This is a genomic window from Klenkia sesuvii (assembly GCF_037083825.1).
Taxonomy (GTDB): domain Bacteria; phylum Actinomycetota; class Actinomycetes; order Mycobacteriales; family Geodermatophilaceae; genus Klenkia; species Klenkia sesuvii.
Genome location: NZ_JBAPLU010000005.1, coordinates 201,467 through 219,452, shown reverse-complemented (window position 1 = coordinate 219,452; position 17,986 = coordinate 201,467). Strand labels below are relative to the sequence as shown.

The 17,986-nt window shown below is 75.2% G+C and carries 18 protein-coding genes; 9 read left to right on the top strand and 9 right to left on the bottom strand.

Features of this window, described 5'->3' with window-relative positions:
* Window positions 1–4: 4 nt before the first annotated feature.
* The 7 genes from TEK04_RS07280 to TEK04_RS07250 all read right to left on the bottom strand — a co-directional run bounded on the left by TEK04_RS07280 (window position 5) and on the right by TEK04_RS07250 (window position 5,353).
* On the bottom strand, window positions 5–274 hold the full coding sequence (locus tag TEK04_RS07280) for a hypothetical protein (protein WP_336403659.1): 270 nt from the start codon (window positions 272–274) through the stop codon (window positions 5–7).
* Window positions 275–1,132: 858 nt separating this feature from the next.
* Window positions 1,133–1,378 carry a helix-turn-helix domain-containing protein gene (locus TEK04_RS07275; protein WP_336403687.1) on the bottom strand — a complete coding sequence of 82 codons (246 nt, stop codon included), beginning with the start codon at window positions 1,376–1,378 and terminating at the stop codon, window positions 1,133–1,135.
* A gap of 86 nt (window positions 1,379–1,464) precedes the next feature.
* The gene (locus tag TEK04_RS07270; RefSeq protein WP_336403658.1) at window positions 1,465–1,944 is read right to left on the bottom strand and encodes an Hsp20/alpha crystallin family protein; all 480 of its coding nucleotides are present in this window, start codon (window positions 1,942–1,944) and stop codon (window positions 1,465–1,467) included.
* A 115-nt stretch (window positions 1,945–2,059) separates the two neighbouring features.
* Window positions 2,060–3,460 carry a glutamine synthetase family protein gene (locus TEK04_RS07265; protein WP_336403657.1) on the bottom strand — a complete coding sequence of 467 codons (1,401 nt, stop codon included), beginning with the start codon at window positions 3,458–3,460 and terminating at the stop codon, window positions 2,060–2,062.
* Window positions 3,461–3,498: 38 nt separating this feature from the next.
* Window positions 3,499–4,158: an IclR family transcriptional regulator gene (locus TEK04_RS07260; protein ID WP_336403656.1), complete on the bottom strand. Its 660-nt coding sequence runs from the start codon at window positions 4,156–4,158 to the stop codon at window positions 3,499–3,501.
* Complete coding sequence (locus TEK04_RS07255; protein WP_336403655.1) at window positions 4,155–4,736, bottom strand: MBL fold metallo-hydrolase; 582 nt, start codon at window positions 4,734–4,736, stop codon at window positions 4,155–4,157. The genes TEK04_RS07260 and TEK04_RS07255 overlap by 4 nt, the downstream gene beginning before the upstream one ends.
* 146 nt (window positions 4,737–4,882) lie before the next feature.
* The gene (locus TEK04_RS07250; protein ID WP_336403654.1) at window positions 4,883–5,353 is read right to left on the bottom strand and encodes an Lrp/AsnC family transcriptional regulator; all 471 of its coding nucleotides are present in this window, start codon (window positions 5,351–5,353) and stop codon (window positions 4,883–4,885) included.
* Window positions 5,354–5,456: 103 nt separating this feature from the next.
* Here TEK04_RS07250 and TEK04_RS07245 point away from each other — a divergent pair, with 103 nt between their 5' ends.
* The 3 genes from TEK04_RS07245 (at window position 5,457) to TEK04_RS07235 (ending at window position 9,915) form a co-directional block, all read left to right on the top strand.
* Entirely contained in the window at window positions 5,457–7,151 is a 1,695-nt protein-coding gene (locus TEK04_RS07245) for a thiamine pyrophosphate-binding protein (RefSeq protein WP_336403653.1), read from the top strand.
* Window positions 7,152–7,260: 109 nt separating this feature from the next.
* Window positions 7,261–8,766 carry an APC family permease gene (locus tag TEK04_RS07240; RefSeq protein ID WP_336403652.1) on the top strand — a complete coding sequence of 502 codons (1,506 nt, stop codon included), beginning with the start codon at window positions 7,261–7,263 and terminating at the stop codon, window positions 8,764–8,766.
* Between the two features lie 48 nt (window positions 8,767–8,814).
* Window positions 8,815–9,915: an epoxide hydrolase family protein gene (locus TEK04_RS07235; RefSeq protein ID WP_336403651.1), complete on the top strand. Its 1,101-nt coding sequence runs from the start codon at window positions 8,815–8,817 to the stop codon at window positions 9,913–9,915.
* A gap of 116 nt (window positions 9,916–10,031) precedes the next feature.
* Here the strand turns inward: TEK04_RS07235 and TEK04_RS07230 are convergent, their stop codons facing one another.
* Window positions 10,032–10,598, bottom strand: a complete 567-nt coding sequence (locus tag TEK04_RS07230; protein WP_336403650.1) for a TetR/AcrR family transcriptional regulator — start codon at window positions 10,596–10,598, stop codon at window positions 10,032–10,034.
* Between the two features lie 76 nt (window positions 10,599–10,674).
* Between TEK04_RS07230 and TEK04_RS07225 the strand changes: the two genes are divergently transcribed.
* Window positions 10,675–11,943, top strand: a complete 1,269-nt coding sequence (locus TEK04_RS07225; protein WP_336403649.1) for an FAD-dependent oxidoreductase — start codon at window positions 10,675–10,677, stop codon at window positions 11,941–11,943.
* Between the two features lie 166 nt (window positions 11,944–12,109).
* Here the strand turns inward: TEK04_RS07225 and TEK04_RS07220 are convergent, their stop codons facing one another.
* Window positions 12,110–12,988 carry an oxidoreductase gene (locus TEK04_RS07220; RefSeq protein ID WP_336403648.1) on the bottom strand — a complete coding sequence of 293 codons (879 nt, stop codon included), beginning with the start codon at window positions 12,986–12,988 and terminating at the stop codon, window positions 12,110–12,112.
* Between the two features lie 25 nt (window positions 12,989–13,013).
* Here TEK04_RS07220 and TEK04_RS07215 point away from each other — a divergent pair, with 25 nt between their 5' ends.
* From TEK04_RS07215 to TEK04_RS07195, 5 genes are read left to right on the top strand one after another with little or no spacing between them, the layout of a single operon-like run.
* Window positions 13,014–14,114, top strand: a complete 1,101-nt coding sequence (locus TEK04_RS07215) for an amidohydrolase family protein (protein WP_336403647.1) — start codon at window positions 13,014–13,016, stop codon at window positions 14,112–14,114.
* Between the two features lie 34 nt (window positions 14,115–14,148).
* Window positions 14,149–15,402 (top strand): M20 metallopeptidase family protein, encoded by a 1,254-nt coding sequence (locus TEK04_RS07210; RefSeq protein WP_336403646.1) that lies wholly within the window; start codon window positions 14,149–14,151, stop codon window positions 15,400–15,402.
* Between the two features lie 5 nt (window positions 15,403–15,407).
* Window positions 15,408–16,661: a YibE/F family protein gene (locus tag TEK04_RS07205; RefSeq protein WP_336403645.1), complete on the top strand. Its 1,254-nt coding sequence runs from the start codon at window positions 15,408–15,410 to the stop codon at window positions 16,659–16,661.
* The gene (locus TEK04_RS07200; protein WP_336403644.1) at window positions 16,658–17,278 is read left to right on the top strand and encodes a class I SAM-dependent methyltransferase; all 621 of its coding nucleotides are present in this window, start codon (window positions 16,658–16,660) and stop codon (window positions 17,276–17,278) included. The genes TEK04_RS07205 and TEK04_RS07200 overlap by 4 nt, the downstream gene beginning before the upstream one ends.
* A gap of 34 nt (window positions 17,279–17,312) precedes the next feature.
* Entirely contained in the window at window positions 17,313–17,645 is a 333-nt protein-coding gene (locus TEK04_RS07195) for a TraR/DksA family transcriptional regulator (protein ID WP_336403643.1), read from the top strand.
* The last annotated feature ends 341 nt before the right edge of the window (window positions 17,646–17,986 follow it).

The following is a 17,986-nucleotide window of genomic DNA, read 5'->3' as shown; positions in this document are numbered from 1 at the left end:
GGGGTCACGGGGTGCCGGGTTGCCAGCCGCGGGACAGCAGTGCCCGGCGGCAGCGGTCGACGACGTCGGCGCGGCGGTGCAGGTGCTGCCTGGCGAAGCGCAGCACGAGCTCGCCGTCGGCGGCCATGGAGGTGTAGCGGTCGACGTCGCGACCGAACCGCTCGACCGTGCGGTGCCCGTCGCCCTCGTACTCCACCCGCACGCGGTACCGGGGCCACCCGAGGTCGTTGTGCGCCACCTCCACCCCCCGCTGGTCGACGACCGCCGGTTGCACCTCGGGGTCGGCAGGTCGCTGTCGAGCAGCCAGACCCGGATGAGGCTCTCTGGTCGGGACACGGCACGGCCGTCCAGCTGCGGCGCACGACGGCGGGCCCGGCGCACTCCACGCACGCGCCCGGAGCGGGCCAGCAGCTCCCAGAGCTGGTCGGCGGTCATCCGCTCGGCGCGCAGCAGGGCGTCACCGGCGGCCACCAGTTCGTCGTCCGGGGTCATCGTGGCGGCCAGGTCCAGCCAGGTGCGCGCCCCCGACGTCACCCGCAGGACGGGAGCCCCGGACTCCTGGTCCATCAGCACCACGACGTCGGCCGGTTCGAGGGCGCGGCTGACGGCGACGAGCCCGCGGTGGCGCGGTGGGGTGGTGCCCGGGGGGACGACGACCTGGGGCCGGACCGGCGGACGGACCAGCGGTGCCCCGTGCAGGGCGGCGGCGGTCTCGAGGCCGAAGGCGGCGGTCGCCGGCAGCACGGTGGTCCAGGCCCGGCAGGTGTTGGTCAGGGTGGGGTCCACCGCGCGGGAGAGGTAGGCGCCCTGGCCGATCCGGACGCCGTCCGTGCGCATCGTCCGCCAGGTCGACCCGGCGGTGAGGGCCGATCGGCGGCTGTACGCGGTGGGGTGCTCGACCATGCCGGCGACCCTGCCGCCGGGACCGCCGGCCCGGACGGCGTCTGCACGATCTGTGGACGGGGGCACCCGATGTGGACAGTGGCCGGCGAGGCGCCGGCGGATCTGCTGGCGCCCCCGCTGCACCGCGCCAGCACGTCGACCATGCAGGACGTCCACGTCGCCACGCCGTACGCCGGCGTGTCCGCGTTGCGGTCCTGCACGATCAACGCCTGGCGAGTGGGGGAGCGGGTCAGGGTTGGTCGTCGACGCGGGACCGGAGGGCGGTGACGTCGTCCTGCAGGGAGACGATGAGCTCGGCCGAGACCAGGGGGTGCCCGTCGTCCAGGAGCAGCCGGATGCGGGCGGCGACCGTGAGCTGCGCCCGGGACCAGCGGCGGTGGCCCCCGGACGAGCGGGCCGGCTCGACCACGCCGGCGGTGTCCAGGCTGCGCAGGAAAGCGACCTGCACGCCGAGCAGCTCGGCGGCCTGGCCGATGGTGTACGTGGGCCGGTCGGGGTCGTCGAGCCCCGCGAGCGGGTCGGCGGCCGGAGGGGCGGAGGGCCCCTCCGGCCGGGCCCTGGTCAGCTCTCCACGGCCTGGGTCTGCGCGCCCTCGATGGTGGCGGGGGTGTCGGACCGGCTGACCGTGATCTTGCGGGCCTTGGCCTTCTCCGCGACCGGGATGCTGACGGTGAGCACGCCGTCGTGGTAGCTGGCCTCCAGGCGGTCGGTGTCCAGGCTGCGGCCCAGCACCAGCTGGCGGGTGTAGCTGCCGAACGGGCGCTCGGCCACCGACCACTCCGCACCCTCGAGCTGCGGCACCGAGCGCTCGGCCGAGATGGTCAGCGTGGTGCCCTCGATGGACAGGTCGATCGAGCCGGGGTCGACCCCGGGCAGGTCGAAGTGGGCGACGAACTGGTCGCCCACGCGGTAGGCGTCCATGGGCATGCCGGCCAGGGCGCGGGCGGTGGTGGTGCCGCTGCGGCCGGCGAGCTGGTCGAGAGCGCGGAAGGCCGAGGTGAGCGGGCTGGCGGAGCCGAACGGGTCGTACGCGGTGAGCATCGTGATGACACCTCCGGGAGTGCTGTGCTGTTGTCTCCAGTCGCTGAACCTCCAGCGACGACTACAGAATACCTCCGGTCACCGGCGGGTCAAACATGGTCCGCAGGAGATTTCTTCAGTGCTTCCAGCGGACGGCGCGGCAGACGGCTTCGGGGGTCTGGCCCGCGAAGAGGGCGATCTCCCCACGCCGGACGTCGACCACCGTGGCGGCCAGCTCCTCGCCGAAGGCCCCGGCCAGCACCTCGTCTGCCTCGAAGGCCGCCACCGCCTCCTCCAGCGACGACGGCAACGCCCGGATGCCGGCCTCGCGGCGTCCCTCGTCGCTGAGCGAGGCGGGGTCGACGCCCACCGGGGCGGGCAGGCGGGCGCCGGCGCGCACCCCGGCCAGCCCGGCGGCCAGGCAGCCGGCCAGCACCAGGTAGGGGTTGGCCGCCAGGTCGAAGCACTTCACCTCGACGTTGGCCGAGGCCTGCCGGTTGCCCTCGGGCCCGGTGACGAAGCGCAGCGCGGCCTCGCGGTTCTCCAGCCCCCAGGCGGCGTACGCCCCGGCCCAGTGCGAGGGCACCAGCCGCAGGTAGGAGGCCACCGACGGCGCCCCGACGGCGAGCAGGCCGGGCAGGTGGGCCAGCAGGCCGGCGGTGAAGCCCTCCCCCTCGGCGGTGAGCCCGAACGTGCCCTCGCCACCGCTCATGAGGTTCTCCCCGTCCCGGTTCAGGGACAGGTGCACGTGCCCGCCGTTGCCCACGCCGTCGGCGGTGACCTTGGGGGAGAAGGAGACCCGCAGCCCGTGCTGGGCCGAGACGGCGGTGATGGTGTTCCGCACCAGCAGCGAGGTGTCGGCGGCGGCCACCGGGTCCTGCGCGCCGACCGACAGCTCGAGCTGCCCACCGGCGTACTCGGGGTGGAACTGGTCGACCGCGACGCCCTGCTCGTCCAGCGCCAGCAGCAGGTCGCGGGCGTAGTCGCTGACCTCGGCCAGCCGGGTCATGCCGTAGGCCGGCCCCGACAGCGCGGGCACGAACGCGTCGGCGTCGTCCGGCGTCCCGTCGGGGCGGGCCACCACCCACTCGACCTCGAACGCGGCCCGGACGGCGTACCCGGCGTCGGCGTACGAGGAGACGAGCCGGCGCAGCAGCGAGCGCGAGCACTGCACGTGCGGCACCCCGGCCTGGGTGTACCGGTCCACCGGCGCCCACGCCCAGCCGGGCTGGCCAGCGAGCACGACCAGCCGCGCGAGGTCCGGGTGCAGCCGCAGGTCACCGATCGCGGAGCCGGCGAACCGGCCGGCCACGATGGAGTCGTCGAGCAGGAAGCCGTCGAACACCGGGCTCATGCCCACGCCCCACGCCGCGGCCGAGGGCAGCTTGGCCAGCGGCACGGTCTTGACCCGCGTGATGCCCGAGGTGTCCACCCAGGGCAGGGCGACGGCGGTGACCCCGGCGTCCTCCAGCTCACCGATCAGCGCCTCGGCGGCGGCCCGGCGTTCCTCGCGGGTGGTGCTGTCCAGCTGGTCCACGGCTGCTCCTCCTGGGGTGGGTGCGAGCAGTCTGCCCGTCAGAGGTCGGCGGCGATGGCCCGGGCGACCGCGACCACTGCGGCGCCCAGCTCGGCCTCGTCGTCCCGCGGTCCGGTCCAGACCACCGCGGCGGCCGCGGCGGCCCCGTGCACCGGCGCGGACACGGACCGGACGCCGGGGATGACCTCGCCCTCGCTGACCGCCCACCCGGCGGCCCGCGCGGTGACCAGCTCGGGCCGGTCGTCCTCGCGTGGCGGGTCGGCCATCAGCAGCGCCAGCCCGGGCGCACCGCGGCCGACCGGGTGCCGGGTCCCGGGCCGGCGGGTGACGTGGCTGGGCACGTCGCGCGGCTCGACGCTGACCAGCGTGACGGCGTCGGCCCCGGCGCGGACCACCAGGAACCCGGTGCAGCCGAACCGCTCCACGACCGGGGTGAGCCGGGCGGTGGCGGCGGCCTGCAGGCTGGTGCGCACCCCGCGGGCCAGCATCGACACGGTCAGCCCCAGCCCGAAGCGGCCGGCGTCGTCGCGCTCGACGAAGCCGCGGTCCTCCAGGGTGCGCAGCAGCCGGTAGGTGATCGAGCGGTGCAGGCCGACCTCGGTGGCGATCTCCATGACCGGCCGCGGCGCGCCGGTGGCGGCCAGGTGCTCGAGGATGCGCAGGCCCCGGTCGAGGGTCTGCGACTGGGGTGCGGTCACCGCGGGGTGCCCGCCCCGGGCCGGAAGGCCGGGCCGTGGCCGGGCACCACGAGGGTGGCCAGCGTCAGGACCCGCTCGCGCTGGGCGCGCAGCTGGTCCCGGTCGGGGGTGTAGGGGTCATCCGCGGGTCCCTCGGCGGTCCACCACAGGTGGGTCAGGGCGACGACGTCGTCGGCGGTGCCCACCAGGGTGGTGATGTCCTGCGGCGTGTGACCCGGGGTGGCCAGCAGCCGGACCGCCGGCGTGAGCTGCACGCCCTCGGCCGCGCGGCGCTCCAGGTGGTCACCGGTGATGACCGACGCGACGTCGTGCACCGGCACCGGGGGGAAGAGCGCGATGTTCACCGTGTGGTCGAGGTGGTGGTGGCTGACCACGACGTCGGTGACGTCGGCAGGTGCAACACCGAGGTCCTCCAGCGGCTGCAGGATCAGTTCCCGGTCGGCCACCATGCCGGGGTCGACCACGACCACCCGGCCGGCGTCGCGGACGAGGGAGACGGTGCCGGCCACGTGCGGCAGTCGGGCGTAGCCCTCGACGAGGACGTCGAGGCGGGCGGTGCGGGCGAGGTCCTCGGTCACGGTGTGCTCCAGTCGGTGCGGGCGGGTCGGACGGTGCCGGTCACCTCACCCCACCGATGCGGGACCGCGTCTCCCTGTTCTTCATGGGAGCAGCGTGCTCGCCTGGTGAGCAGGACAGTAGCTGCTGGCTGAGCCGGGCCACAACCTCAGCCCGCGCGTTGCTCCAGCAGCGGGGCGATGCGCAGCGGGACGACCTCGACCAGTGCGATGGAGGTGCTGGCCCGCTCGACGCCCGGAGCGGCCAGCACCAGCTCGGTGATCCGGTACAGGTCGGCGGTGTCGACGGCGACCACCCGCGCCAGCAGGTCGGCGTCACCGGTCGTGGCCAGCACCTCGACCACCTCGGGGATCGCGGCCAGGGCGGCGGCGGTCTCGGCCTGGGCGTCGCGCTGGCTGACCGACAGCGTCATGAACGCCAGCAGGGTGCGCCCCAGGGCGGTGATGTCCACGCGGCGGCTGGGCTCGCGGAGGGGGCCGTCGTCCTCCAGTCGCCGCAGCCGGGCGTGCACCGTGTTGCGGGCCAGCCCGAGCCGGGTGGCCAGCGCCATGGTCGAGGCCTGCGGGTCGTCGTCGAGGGCCAGCAGGATGCGGGCGTCGGTGGCGTCGAGGGTGTGCACGGTGCGCAGCTCGCTCTCGCTCGTCGGGTTCGTCGGTGGGCAGATCGCTCACCGTGTCGCACGATGGTTGCGCACATTCGCAGCTCGGTCGACCGTTCTCCGCATGACCGCCCTGGACGAGCGACCCGTGACCACGCCCGCCGCGACCACCGTGACCGTGGCGGGCTACCTGGGCACGCGGCTGCGGCAGCTGGGTGTCGACCACCTGTTCGGCGTCCCGGGTGACTTCAACCTCGACCTGCTCGACGGGCTCGCCGACGGCGGTGCGGGCGGGCCGGCCTGGGTGGGCTCGCCCAACGAGCTGGGGGCCGGGTACGCCGCCGACGCCTACGCCCGCGTGCGCGGCCTGGGCGTCGTCGTCACCACCTACGGGGTGGGGGAGCTGTCGGCGCTCAACGCGCTCGCCGGCGCGTACGCCGAGGACGTCCCGCTCGTCCAGGTCGTCGGAGCGCCCCGCCGGGCCGCCGCGCAGACCGGCGCGCTCGTGCACCACACGTTGGCCGACGGCGACTTCGCGCATTTCTCCCGCGCCGCCGCCGAGGTCACGGTGGCCGCCGAGACGCTCACCGCCGGCCGCGCCGCCGAGCAGATCGACGCCGTCCTCCTGGCCGCCATCACCCACCGCAAGCCCGGCTACCTCGCCGTCCCGCAGGACCTCGCGCTCGCCGAGGTCGACGCAGCACCCCTGGCCGAGCGGCTGGCGCCGACCTCCGACCCCGCGACGCTGGCCGCGTTCGAGGCCCGGCTGACCTCCTCGCTGGCCGAGGCGCAGTGCCCGGTGCTCCTCGTGGGCCACCTGGTGACCCGCCTCGGCCTGGCCGCCGAGCTCGCCGACCTGGCTGCCCGGCACGGGGTCGCGGTGGTCACCCAGGTCTCCGCCCGCGGCGTGCTGGACGCCGACCACCCCTCGTTCGCCGGGGACTACGCCGGCACGATGCTCCCCGGCCCGGCGGTCGACCTGGTCGCCGACGCCGACGTCGTCGTCCACGTGGGCACCGTGCTCACCGCCGAGCTGACCGGGTTCGGGTCGCACCGCCGTCCCGACGCGCGCACCCCCGTCCTGGCCGCGGCCACCGCCGGGTTCGGCGACGAGGACCGCGGCCGGGTGCTGCTGCCCGACGCGCTGGGCGCGCTCGACCGCGCGCTCGCCGGCCGGGTGGGCCCCCGGTTCGAGCGGCCCGCCGTCCCGGCGCCCGCGCTCCCGGCCCCGGCTGACCAGCTCACCCAGGCGCAGCTGTGGCGCACCCTCGCCGACCGGCTGCCGGCCGGCGCCGCGCTGCTGGCCGACACCGGCACCGCCTGGTTCGGTGCGCTGGACCTGCCGCTGCCGGCCGGGACGACGCTGTCGGGGCAGCCGATCTGGAGCTCGATCGGCTACGCGCTGCCCGCCGTCCTCGGGCAGGGGCTGGCCGACCCGGGCCGCCGTCCGGTGCTGGTGATCGGGGACGGCGCGGCGCAGATGACCGTGCAGGAGCTGTCGACCATCGCCGCGCGCGGGCTGACCCCCGTCGTCCTGCTGCTGGACAACGCCGGCTACACGATCGAGCGCGCGCTGCAGTCGCCCCGCGCGGCCTACAACGACGTCGCCGCGTGGGACTGGGGGATGCTCGTCGCCGGCTTCACCGGCGGCCGGGCCGGCTACGCCGAGGCGAGCACCGGTGCCGACCTCGACGCAGCCCTGGGTGCCGCGTTCGCCGACACCGGGCGCATGCACGTCGTCCGGGCGGTGCTCGACGCCGACGACACCCCGCCGCTCGTCGACGCCCTCGCCCGGTTGGCCACCGCTGCGAAGGGCTGAGCGTCACGACCGTGTGACGACTGCGCGGCGGAGGAGCGCACCCCTTCCGCCGGGGGCTCGTGGACCGCACACTCCGGTTGCTCCCTGCAACGACGAGATGAGGTGCCGCGTGGCCGATGTGGAGACCCCGAGGACGGGTGGCCTGCGCCGCTCGCTGTCGGTGTGGCAGGCGATCGGGCTGTCCGTCGCGTTGATGGCGCCGTCGATGGCGGCCAACATCAACCCGCAGGCCACCGCGGGCACGGTCGGGCGGGCGGTGCCGCTGGCGTTCCTGCTCGCCGCGGTCGGCGTGCTGCTCGTGGCCTACGGGTTCGTGCGGCTGTGCCAGCACTTCCAGCACGCGGGGTCGGTCTACGCCTTCGTCGGCGCCACCCTCGGCCCGCGCGCCGGGTTGTTCTCGGGCTTCGGCTTGCTGGGCACCTACTGCTTCTACGGCGTGGTGACCGCCTCGGCGACCGGCATCTTCGGCACGGCGTTCCTGCAGGAGGTCGGCATCTGGCCGAACCCGCCGGCGTGGGGCCCCTTCGTGCTGGTGGCGCTGGCCCTGGTCGGGGCGTTCCTGCTCACGGTGGTCCCGGCCAAGCGCGGCACCAGCGTGCTGCTCACCGTCGAGGGCGTCACGGTGGCGCTGATCCTGGTGATCGTGGCCGTCGTGCTGGTGCGGCTGCTGGGCGGCTCGACACCCGACGAGGGCACGTTCGCCGGTGGCTCGTTCACCCTCGACGTCTTCAGCGTCGCACCCGGCACCGACGTCTCCGCGGTGTTCCTGGGCGTGGTCTTCGGGTTCCTCTCCTTCGCCGGCTTCGAGGCCGCGGCGACGCTGGGGGAGGAGGCCCGCAACCCGCGCCGGGACATCCCGCGCGCCATCCTGGGGACGGCGCTGTTCGGCGGGGTGTACTTCGTCGTGGTCACCGCGGTGGAGATGATGGCCTTCGGCACCGACGACGCCGGGGTGGCCGCGTTCGCCGCCTCGCCCTCGCTGCTGGGCGACATCGGCACCGCCTACATCGGGTCGTGGATCGGGGACCTCATCACCCTGGGCGCGGCGATCAGCGCCTTCGGGTGCTGCCTGGCCTGCGTGGTGGGGGCCTCGCGGCTGGTGTTCGCCTTCGCCCGCGACACCGCCGGTGAGGGCCGGTCCACGTCGGGCCTGGCCGCGGTCAACCGCGAGGGTGCACCGGCCCGGGCGGCGCTGGCCGCCACCGTCGTCATGGCGCTGATCGTCCTGGTGAGCGCACTGTTCTTCGGCGCCGAGGCGGGGGACACGTTCTTCTGGTCGGGCACCATCGGGACGCTCATCCTGCTCGTGGCCTACGTGCTGACCACGGTCGGGGCGATCCGGTTGGTGTTCGTGCAGCGCCGCATGCCGCACGTGCCGATGTGGCAGGTCGTCGTCCCGGTGGCCGCGCTGGTGGTGCTCGGCTACACGATCGTCCGCAACGTCTTCCCGTACCCGGCGTACGCGGACGGGGCGCCGTTCTGGTTCCCGGTCGTGGCCGGGGTGTGGTTGCTGGCCGGGCTGGTCGCCGTCCTGGCGGTGCCGGCGGTCGCCCGCCGCGCCGGCCGGGCGCTGATGGCCGCCGAGCTGGGTGACCGGGAGCCCGTCGGGACCTGACGCGGGTCCGCGGCGCCCGGAGGAGCTGTCCGGGGGCACTCTGTGCGCATGGCCGACACCGACGTCTCCCCGTTCCGCGTCGAGGTCCCGCAGGCGGAGGTGGACGACCTGCGCGAGCGGCTGACCCGCACCCGGTGGCCGGTGGACCAGGACCTCGACGGCGAGCGCGGCATCCCGTTGTCGCTCACCCGACGGCTGGTCGAGCACATGGCCGGCGCCTGGGACTGGCGCGAGCACGAGGCGGCGCTGAACGCCCATCCTCAGGTGACGACGACGATCGACGGCACGCGCATCCACGCCGTCCACGTGCGGTCGGCCCGGGAGGACGCACCCGTGCTGGTGCTGCTGCACGGGTGGCCCGGGTCGGTGGTCGAGTTCCTGCGGGTGGTCGGTCCGTTGGCGGAGACCGCGCACGTCGTCGTCCCGTCGCTGCCCGGGTACGGGTTCTCCGGTCCGACGCCGACCGGCGGGTGGACGTCGCAGCGCATGGCCGCGGCGGTGGCCGAGCTGATGGCCCGGCTGGGGTACGACCGCTACCTCGTGCACGGCGGCGACTGGGGCTCGCGGGTGGCGCGCGACCTCGCCGTCGTCGACCCCGACCACGTGGCCGGCATCCACGTGACGATGGTGAACGGCCTGGAGCCGGCCGACGGCGGGGACGAGCGGGCGGCCGCGCGGGCGACGCGGTACGCCGAGGAGCTGGGCGGCTACTTCAAGACCCAGGCCACCAAGCCGCTGTCGCTCGCGTACGGGCTCACCGACTCACCCGTGGGGCAGCTGGCGTGGATCGCCGAGCGGTTCCGCGACTGGACCGACCCCGCGTCGGACGTCCTCGGCCCGGCGACCCTGGACCTCGTGCTGGCGAACGTGGCGGTCTACTGGTTCACCGGCACCGCGGGGTCGTCGTCCCAGCTGTACTGGGAGCGGCGCGCGCACCCGGACGACGAGTGGTCGCGCACCGTGCCCACCGCGGTGTGCGTGCTGCCGCACGACCTGCGGCTGCCGGTGCGCTCGTCGGTGGAACCGGCCGTCGACCTGGTGTCCTGGACCGAGCTGCCCCGCGGCGGGCACTTCCCGGCCATCGAGGTCCCCGACCTCCTGGTGGAGGAGCTGCGGGGCTTCGTGTCGAAGGTCTGGCCCGGCCAATGACACGTGTGCGGCCGTCGCCGGCCCCACCGAGTGGCGTCTGAGGGTTCGTGATCGGGGGTTCTCGAACCCTCAGACGCCACTCGATGAGGTCGGCCCGGGTGGGGTCGCGCACGGGCTCAGTCCAGCAGGTAGTGGCGCAGCGTGGGGCCGAGCCAGGCCTGGGCCTGGTCGCGGGTCATGGCGACCAGGGGCGGCAGGCGCAGCACGTAGCGGCCGAGCGCGAAACCGAGCACGGTGGCGCCGACCAGGGCGGCGCGCTCGGGGGCGCGGTCGTCGGTGACCGCGGCCAGCGCCGGACCCACCTGCCGGGCGAACACCCCGCGCATCGCGTCGGCGGCCACCTCGCTGGTCGCCGCGGCCCGCAGCAGGGCGAGGAAGGTCGGGTCGCCCTCCCACACCGCGAAGAAGCGGTCGACCAGCACCTTGGACAGGTCACCGGCCCGCACCCCGGTGAGGTCGGGCAGCCCCAGGTCCAGGTCGGCGGCTCGGGTGAACAAGCCCTCCTTGCTGCCGAAGTACCGGATGACCAGCGCGGGGTCGACGCCGACGTCGCCGGCCACCGCGCGGATCGTCGTCCGGTCGTAGCCGTCGGCGGCGAACCGGCGGCGTGCTGCGTCCAGCAGGTCGTCCCGGGTCGACGCGGCATCGCGCGGCCGAGCAGGCATGTCATCGCTCGTGGACATGACACCCAGGATAAGTCACCAGGTGTTGACACGAAAGCTAGCCTCGAAGTCATCGAGCGATGACATGGAGGTGGGCTTGGACGACGTCCTGGTGGTGGGGGCCGGTCCGACCGGCTGCACGGTGGCCGCCGAGGTGGCCCGCACCGGCGCGCGGGTGACGCTGCTCGACCGGCACGAGGCACCCAGTCCGCTGTCGCGCGCCTTCGGCGTGCACGCCCGCACCCTCGAGCAGCTCGACAGCCGGGGCCTCGCCGACGAGCTGGTCGCCACCGGCACCCCGGTCGACCGGTTGCAGCTCGTGGGGCGCGCCGGCATCGACCTCTCGCACCTGCCGACCCGGTTCCCCTTCGTGCTGATGACGCCGCAGGTGAACGTGGACCGGTTGCTGGAGCGGTACGCCCGCGACAGCGGCGCCCGGGTCGAGCGCGGGGTGCGGGTGACCGGGCTGCAGCAGGACGCCGACGGCGTCACCGTGACAGCTGGCGACCGCACCTGGCGGGCCCGGTACGTGGTGGGTGCCGACGGCGTGCACAGCACGGTGCGGCAGCTGGCCGGGATCGGTTTCCCCGGCCGGTCGGTGCTCCGCTCGGTGCTGCTGGCCGACGTCCGGCTCGACCTGCCGCCGGGCGACCTGCGGGTCGACGTCGACGGGCACGGCTTCGGCTTCCTCGCCCCGTTCGGCGACGGCTGGTTCCGGCTCATCGGCTGGGACCGCCGCCACCAGCCCGGCACCGACGTCCCGGTGGGCCGGGGCGAGGTCGACGGGTTGCTCGACCGCGTGTTCGGGCTGCCGACGGGCGAGGTGCGGTGGAGCTCGCGGTTCGCCAGCGACGAGCGACAGGCACCCACCTACCGCGCCGGCCGGGTGTTCCTCGCCGGCGACGCCGCGCACGTGCACTCACCCGCCGGCGGGCAGGGCATGAACACCGGGATCCAGGACGCGTTCGACCTCGGCTGGCGGCTGGCCACCGACGACCTCGACGGCTACGAGCGCGAACGCCACCCGGTCGGCCGGACGGTGCTGCGCTCCAGCGGCGCCACCATCCGACTGATGACCCTCGGTGGGCTCCCGGGCCGGGTCGCGCGCACGGTCGCGCTGCGCGGACTGCTGAGGCTCCCGCCCGTGGCCCACCGCGGCGCCGGCATGTTCTCCGGCATCGCGATCCGCTACCCCGGCCCGGGACCGGTCGGCACCCGCGCCGCCGGTGTCCCGCTGCGCGGCCCGCGCCTCGCCGAGCGCCAGCGGTCGGCCAGCTTCGTCACGATCCCCGCCACCGACCGCACCGACGGCGGCCCCGGCCTCCTGGTTCGCCCCGACGGCTACGTCGCCGAGGTGCTCGCCTGACCCCGGCCGGGATGGTGTGAGCCCGGCGATGCGTCCAGGATCCCGCCGTCCAAGCAGACTCCGGCCCTGCAGCGCCGCAGTCTGCCTGGACGGCGTGAGTCTGCGGCGGACGGCGGGCCGCAGTCTGCCTGGACGGCGTGGGTCTGCGGCGTGGGAGCGGCCCGGGTCAGTCCGCGGTCACGCCGGTCAGCTGCTCGGACGCCGTCCAGAGGTCCTTCGCGAGCTGGACGTCGGAGGCCTCGCGGGACCGGCCGACCAGCGTCGGGGCGCCCCGGCCCTCCTGGAAACCCGACGGGCCGGCGTAGCTGCCGCCGGGCAGGTCGGCGGTCGCGGCGAACAGCGTGGGCAGTGCGCCGTCGGCGTCGGACTGGGCGATGAACCGGTTGCCGAGCTTCATGACCAGGTCCTTGAGCCGGTTCTCGGTGTGCGACTGCAGGTTGGTCGCGGCGTAGCCGGGGTGCGCGGCCATCGAGCGCACGGTCGACCCGGCCGCGGTGAGCCGCCGCTGCAGCTCCAGGGAGAACAGCAGGTTGGCCAGCTTCGACGCCCCGTAGGCGCCGGTGTCCGAGTAGGGCCGCCGCTCCCAGTCCAGGTCGTCGAGCACGATCGTCCCGTTGCGGTGCAGACCCGAGGAGACGGTGACCACCCGGTCGGTGACGTGGGGGAGCAGCAGCACCGTCAGCGCGAAGTGGCCCAGGTGGTTCGTGCCGAACTGCAGCTCGAAGCCGTCGGCGGTGCGGCCGGCCGGCACCATCATGATCCCGGCGTTGTTGACCAGCAGGTCCAGGTCGCCGGTCCAGGACGAGGCGAACTCCCGCACCGAGGCGAGGTCGGCCAGGTCCAGCCGCCGCACCTCGACGTCCCCGGTGATGGACCGCGCGGCGGTCTCGCCGCGCGAGGTGTCCCGCACCGCGAGCACGACGTGCGCCCCCGCCGCGGCCAGTGCGCGTGCGGTCGCCAGCCCCAGGCCCGAGTTGGCGCCGGTGACGACAGCGGTGCGGCCGGCCTGGGACGGGATGTCGGCGGTGCTCCACGGGGTGCTCATGCGCCCACGGTAGGAGGATGCGCCCGTGGACCTCGCAGACCTCGACCTCGTCGACCACCACTGCCACGGGCTGATCACCCGCGACCTCGACCGGCCCGAGTTCGAGTCGCTGCTCACCGAGGCCGCCGCGCCGAGCGCGCTGGGCGGCACGCTGTTCGACTCCCAGATCGGCTTCGCACTGCGCCGGCACTGCCCGCCGCTGCTGGACCTGGAGCCGCACGCCGACCCCGACGCCTACCTCGCGCGCCGCGCCGAGCTGGGTGCCGCCGAGGTCAACCGTCGGCTGCTGGCGGCCACCGGCACGCAGACCTTCCTGGTCGACACCGGGTACCTGCCCGAACCGATCACCACCCCCGACGAGCTGGCCGCCCTCACCGGCGGGCAGGGGCGGGAGATCGTGCGGCTCGAGCTGGTTGCGTCGCAGGTGCTCGAGCAGGTGGGCGCCGGCGCGTTCCCCGACGCCTTCCGCGCCGAGCTCGGACGGCGCTGCGCGACCGCCGTCGGGGTCAAGTCGATCGCCGCGTACCGCGCCGGGCTGGCCCTCGGCGGGGAGCGCCCCACGGACCTGGCGGTGACCGCCGCCGCCGACCGGTTGCTGCAGTCGGGCAGCACCCGCGTCGCCGACCCGGTGCTGCACGAGTTCCTGGTCTGGTCGGGCATCGACCTGCAGATGCCCGTGCAGTTCCACGTCGGCTACGGCGACGCCGACACCGACCTGCACCGGGGGGACCCGTTGCTCATGACCGACCTGCTGCGGGCCACCGAGCCGTTCGGCGTGCCGATCATGCTGCTGCACACCTACCCGTTCCACCGCAACGCCGGTTTCCTGGCCCAGGTGTTCGGTCACGTGTTCGCCGACGTCGGCCTGGCCACCCACAACCTGGGCGCGCGGTCGGCTGCGCTGGTCCCCGAGCTGCTGGAGCTCGCCCCCTTCGGCAAGGTGCTGTTCTCCTCCGACGCGTTCGGCCTGGCCGAGCTGTACCTGCTGGGCACGGTGCTCTTCCGGCGGGCGCTGGGCGGGTACCTCGGCTCCGGGGTCGAGGACGGCGCCTGGACGGCGGACGACGCCCACCGGGTCGCCCGGATGGTCGGCGCCGACAACGCGCGGCGGGCCTACCGCCTGTGACGTCCCGGCAACGGGGCACCGGCACGATGGCCGGGTGAGCACCCACCCGCACGCCCCCGCCCCCCACGGGACCGACCTCGACCGCTGGTTCGACCGCCTGCACGCCGCCGTCCTGGCGGAGCTGCCGGCCGCGGTGCAGCTGCGGCACGACCTGCACGCCGACCCCCGCCGCTCCGGCGACGAGGCCGACACCGCCGCCGCGGTGGTCGCCGCCCTGGGGCAGGGCGAGGGGCGCGAGGTGGCCGGCACCGGGCGGCTGGTGCGCATCCGGCCAGCTGGGGGCAACGCCACCGGGCCGACCGTCGCGCTGCGCGCCGAGCTCGACGGGCTGGTCGTGCGGGAGCAGACCGGCGTCGACTGGGCGTCGGCCAGCGCCGTGATGCACGCCTGCGGGCACGACGCGCACCTGGCCGGGCTGGTCGCCGTCTGCCGCGCGGTGGCCAGGGTGGGCGGGCCGGCCCCGCTGCTGGCCCTGCTGCAGCCGCGCGAGGAGTCGGCCCCCTCGGGCGCCCGCGACGTCGCCGGCTCGGGCGTGCTGGCCGAGGAGCAGGTGGTGTCGGTGGTGGCCGCGCACGTGCAGCCGCAGCTGGCCGCAGGCGTCGTCAACGCGACCCCCGGCCCGGTCAACGCCGCCACCGACGAGTTCACGATCACCGTCACCGGGCACGGTGGTCACGGCGGCTACCCGCACACCACGCACGACCCGGTGCTGGCGCTGGCCGCGGTGGTGGTCAACCTGCAGCAGCTGGTCAGCCGGCGGGTGGACCCCACGGTGGGCGCCGTCCTGGCCGTCACGCAGCTCGACGCGGGCTCGAGCTTCAACGTCGTCCCCGACACCGCCCGCGCCCGCGGCGGCCTGCGGGTGATGCGCGAGAGCGACCGCACGGCGCTGCTCACCGCCCTGACCGAGGTCGCCGAGCACACCGCGGCGGCCTACGGCTGCTCGGCCGAGGTGCACAGCGAGAGCAACGAGCCGGTGCTGGCCAACGACGCCGAGCTGGCCCGCGCGGCGCTGCCGTGGCTGGAGCGCGCTGGGGTGGCGGTCGACGACACCTGGCGGTCCTTCGGCGCCGACGACTTCAGCCACTACTGCGCCGACGCGCGCGGGCTGATGCTCTTCCTCGGGGTGGACGGCGGGCCGGCCGACGCGCTGGGTCGCCGTCCGGGCCTGCACGCACCCCGCTTCCTGCCCGGCGACGACACCGTGGGGCAGGTGGCCACGGCGCTGCTGGCCGGGTACCTGGCCGGGGCGCAGCTGCTGGGCGCGGCGCCCAACCACCTAGCCTGACCGTCGTGCCGGCCCACTCCCACTCGCACGCCCACGACGACGAGACCCCGCCGACCCCCGAGATCCTCACCCGCCGCCGGCGAGCCACCTGGCTGATGCTGCTGGTGCTGGTCCCCATCGCGCTGGCGACGGTCGTGGGGCTGGTCGCGCTGTGGCCCTCCGGGGAGGCGTCGCGGGCGCAGCAGGCCGCCGAGTCCTTCCAGCCGCCGGGGACGACCTACCCCGACGCCACCATCGCCTCGCTCGAGACCTACGACTGCTCCGACGGGTCGGTCTCGGGGCAGCAGCTGACCTGCGGCACCGCCGTGGTGGAGGTGACCGACGGCGACGGCGCAGGCGACTTCGTGTCGGTCGAGCTGCCGCCCGAGGTCATCGGGGTGGGGGTGGAGACCGGCGACGGCCTGGTGCTCACCCGCTCGACCGACCCGACCACCGGGGACCCCAGCTACGCCTTCTCCGACTTCCAGCGCAGCACCCCGATCCTCACCCTGGCGCTGGCCTTCGTGCTGGTGGTCGCCGCGGTCGCCCGGTTGCGGGGCATCGCGGCCCTGGTCGGGCTGGGGGTGGCGTTCGTCGTCCTGCTGCAGTTCATCCTGCCGGGGATCCTCACCGAGTCCTCCCCGGTGCTGGTCACGCTGGTCGGCAGCGCGGCGATCATGTTCGTCGTCCTGTACCTGGCCCACGGGTTCAGCGCCCGGACGACGACGGCCCTGATCGGCACGCTGTTCGGGCTGATCCTGGTCGCGGTGCTGGGCGCGCTGGCGGTCTCGGCGGCGCGGCTGACCGGCTTCTCCAGCGAGGAGACGATCACGCTGCAGAACTTCGACCCGACGCTGGACTTCTCCGGGCTGGTGCTGGCCGGGATCACCGTCGCCGGGCTCGGCGTGCTCAACGACGTCACGATCACCCAGGCATCGGCCATCTGGCAGCTGCACGAGGTCGACCCCACGATGACCGGCCGGCAGCTGTTCGCCCGCGGCATGCAGGTGGGCCGCGACCACATCGCCTCGACGATCTACACGATCGTGTTCGCCTACGCCGGCGCCTCCCTGCCGGTGCTGCTGCTCATCGAGGTCTACGAGCGGCCGCTGTGGACGACGATCACCGGCACGCTGGTCGGCGAGGAGGTCATCCGCACGCTGGTGGGGGCCATCGCGCTGGTGCTGGCCGTCCCGGTGACCACGGCGGCCGGGGCGTTCTTCGCCAAGGCGGCCGGCGACAAGCCGGCGCCGCGGCTGCTGGCCAGGGTGGGCCGGTGAGCCGAGCCGACGAGCTGCTCGCCGCGGCGGCCGCCGCCCCCGGGTTCATGCCGGCCGACGAGGGCCGCGCCCTGCACGACGCCGCGCTGGCCGTCGAGGTGCCCGGGCCGCTGCTGGAGATCGGCAGCTGGATGGGCAAGTCGGCGCTGTACCTGGCGGCCGCGGCGGTGCGGACCGGGCGCACCGTGGTCACCGTCGACCACCACCGCGGCTCCGAGGAGCACCAGCCCGGGTGGGAGTACCACCAGCCCGAGCTGGTCGACCCGGCCACCGGCCTGCTGGACACGCTGCCCTCGTTCCGGCGCACCGTGCACCCGGCCGAGGACGTCGTGGTCGCGGTGGTCGCCCGGTCCGAGGTGCTGGCGCAGGTCTGGACGACGCCGCTGGCGCTGCTGTTCCTCGACGGCTCGCACACCGAGGAGAGCGCCCGCCGCGACCAGGAGGCCTGGGTGGGGAAGCTGTCGGTCGGCGGCACGCTGGCCATCCACGACGTGTTCCCCGACCCCGCCGACGGCGGGCAGGCGCCGTTCGGGGTCCACCAGCGGGTGCTGGCCTCGGGGGAGTTCACCGAGCTGCCCGGCACGGGTTCGCTGCGGTTGCTGCGCCGGCTGCGGTGAACCGCGTGCCGGTGGTCCGGGGCACGATGGGGCGGTGACCGCACCCGAGGAGCTGCTGTGCCGGGCCCGCACCGAGACCCGGGCGCAGATCGCAGGGCTGACCGCCGAGTACGCGGCGGTGGTCGAGGCGTCGCGGGGCTCCAACGCCGACGACGAGCACGACCCCGAGGGCCAGACCATCGGCTTCGAGCGGGCGCAGCTGGCCTCGGTGCTCGACCAGGCCCGCACCCGGCTGGCCGAGCTCGACGCCGCGGTGTCCCGGGTGGCCGACGGCAGCTACGGCCGGTGCGAGGTCTGCGGTGCCCCGATCGGCGAGGCTCGCCTGCAGGCCCGCCCCGCCGCGCGCACCTGCATCCAGCACGCCTGAGCGGGCCGCGGCGGCCGTGCCCGCGCCGCACCACGCGCAGCGGGAGCGCGAGCGCGCGCCCACGCGCCTTTCCCGGCCGGGTGACCCGCCCGCCCGCGCACCGGCGGGGACGATGCGCGGGCGGGCGCCCGTCGACCGGCCGAGGCCCGTCTGGCCGCGCACCCGGGAATGCCGCGCACCCGGGAATGCCGCGCACCCGGGAATGCCGCGCACCCGGGAATGCCGCGCACCCGGGAATGCCGCGCACCCGGGAATCAGGTGTACGACCAGGCCTGGGGCCCGGGGCCGGCCCCATCAGCAGTGCGAGTGCGCCCGGGTGCGGCGCGAGGTCCACCCGTCGA

What these genes read in the sequence shown, in the direction of transcription:
- TEK04_RS07235 (WP_336403651.1), top strand. Translation starts at nt 8,815, where the DNA reads ATGGCCGACACCGACGTCTCCCCGTTCCGCGTCGAGGTCCCGCAGGCG.
- TEK04_RS07270 (WP_336403658.1), bottom strand. Translation starts at nt 1,944, where the DNA reads ATGCTCACCGCGTACGACCCGTTCGGCTCCGCCAGCCCGCTCACCTCG.
- TEK04_RS07230 (WP_336403650.1), bottom strand. Translation starts at nt 10,598, where the DNA reads ATGTCCACGAGCGATGACATGCCTGCTCGGCCGCGCGATGCCGCGTCG.
- TEK04_RS07220 (WP_336403648.1), bottom strand. Translation starts at nt 12,988, where the DNA reads ATGAGCACCCCGTGGAGCACCGCCGACATCCCGTCCCAGGCCGGCCGC.
- TEK04_RS07245 (WP_336403653.1), top strand. Translation starts at nt 5,457, where the DNA reads ATGACCGCCCTGGACGAGCGACCCGTGACCACGCCCGCCGCGACCACC.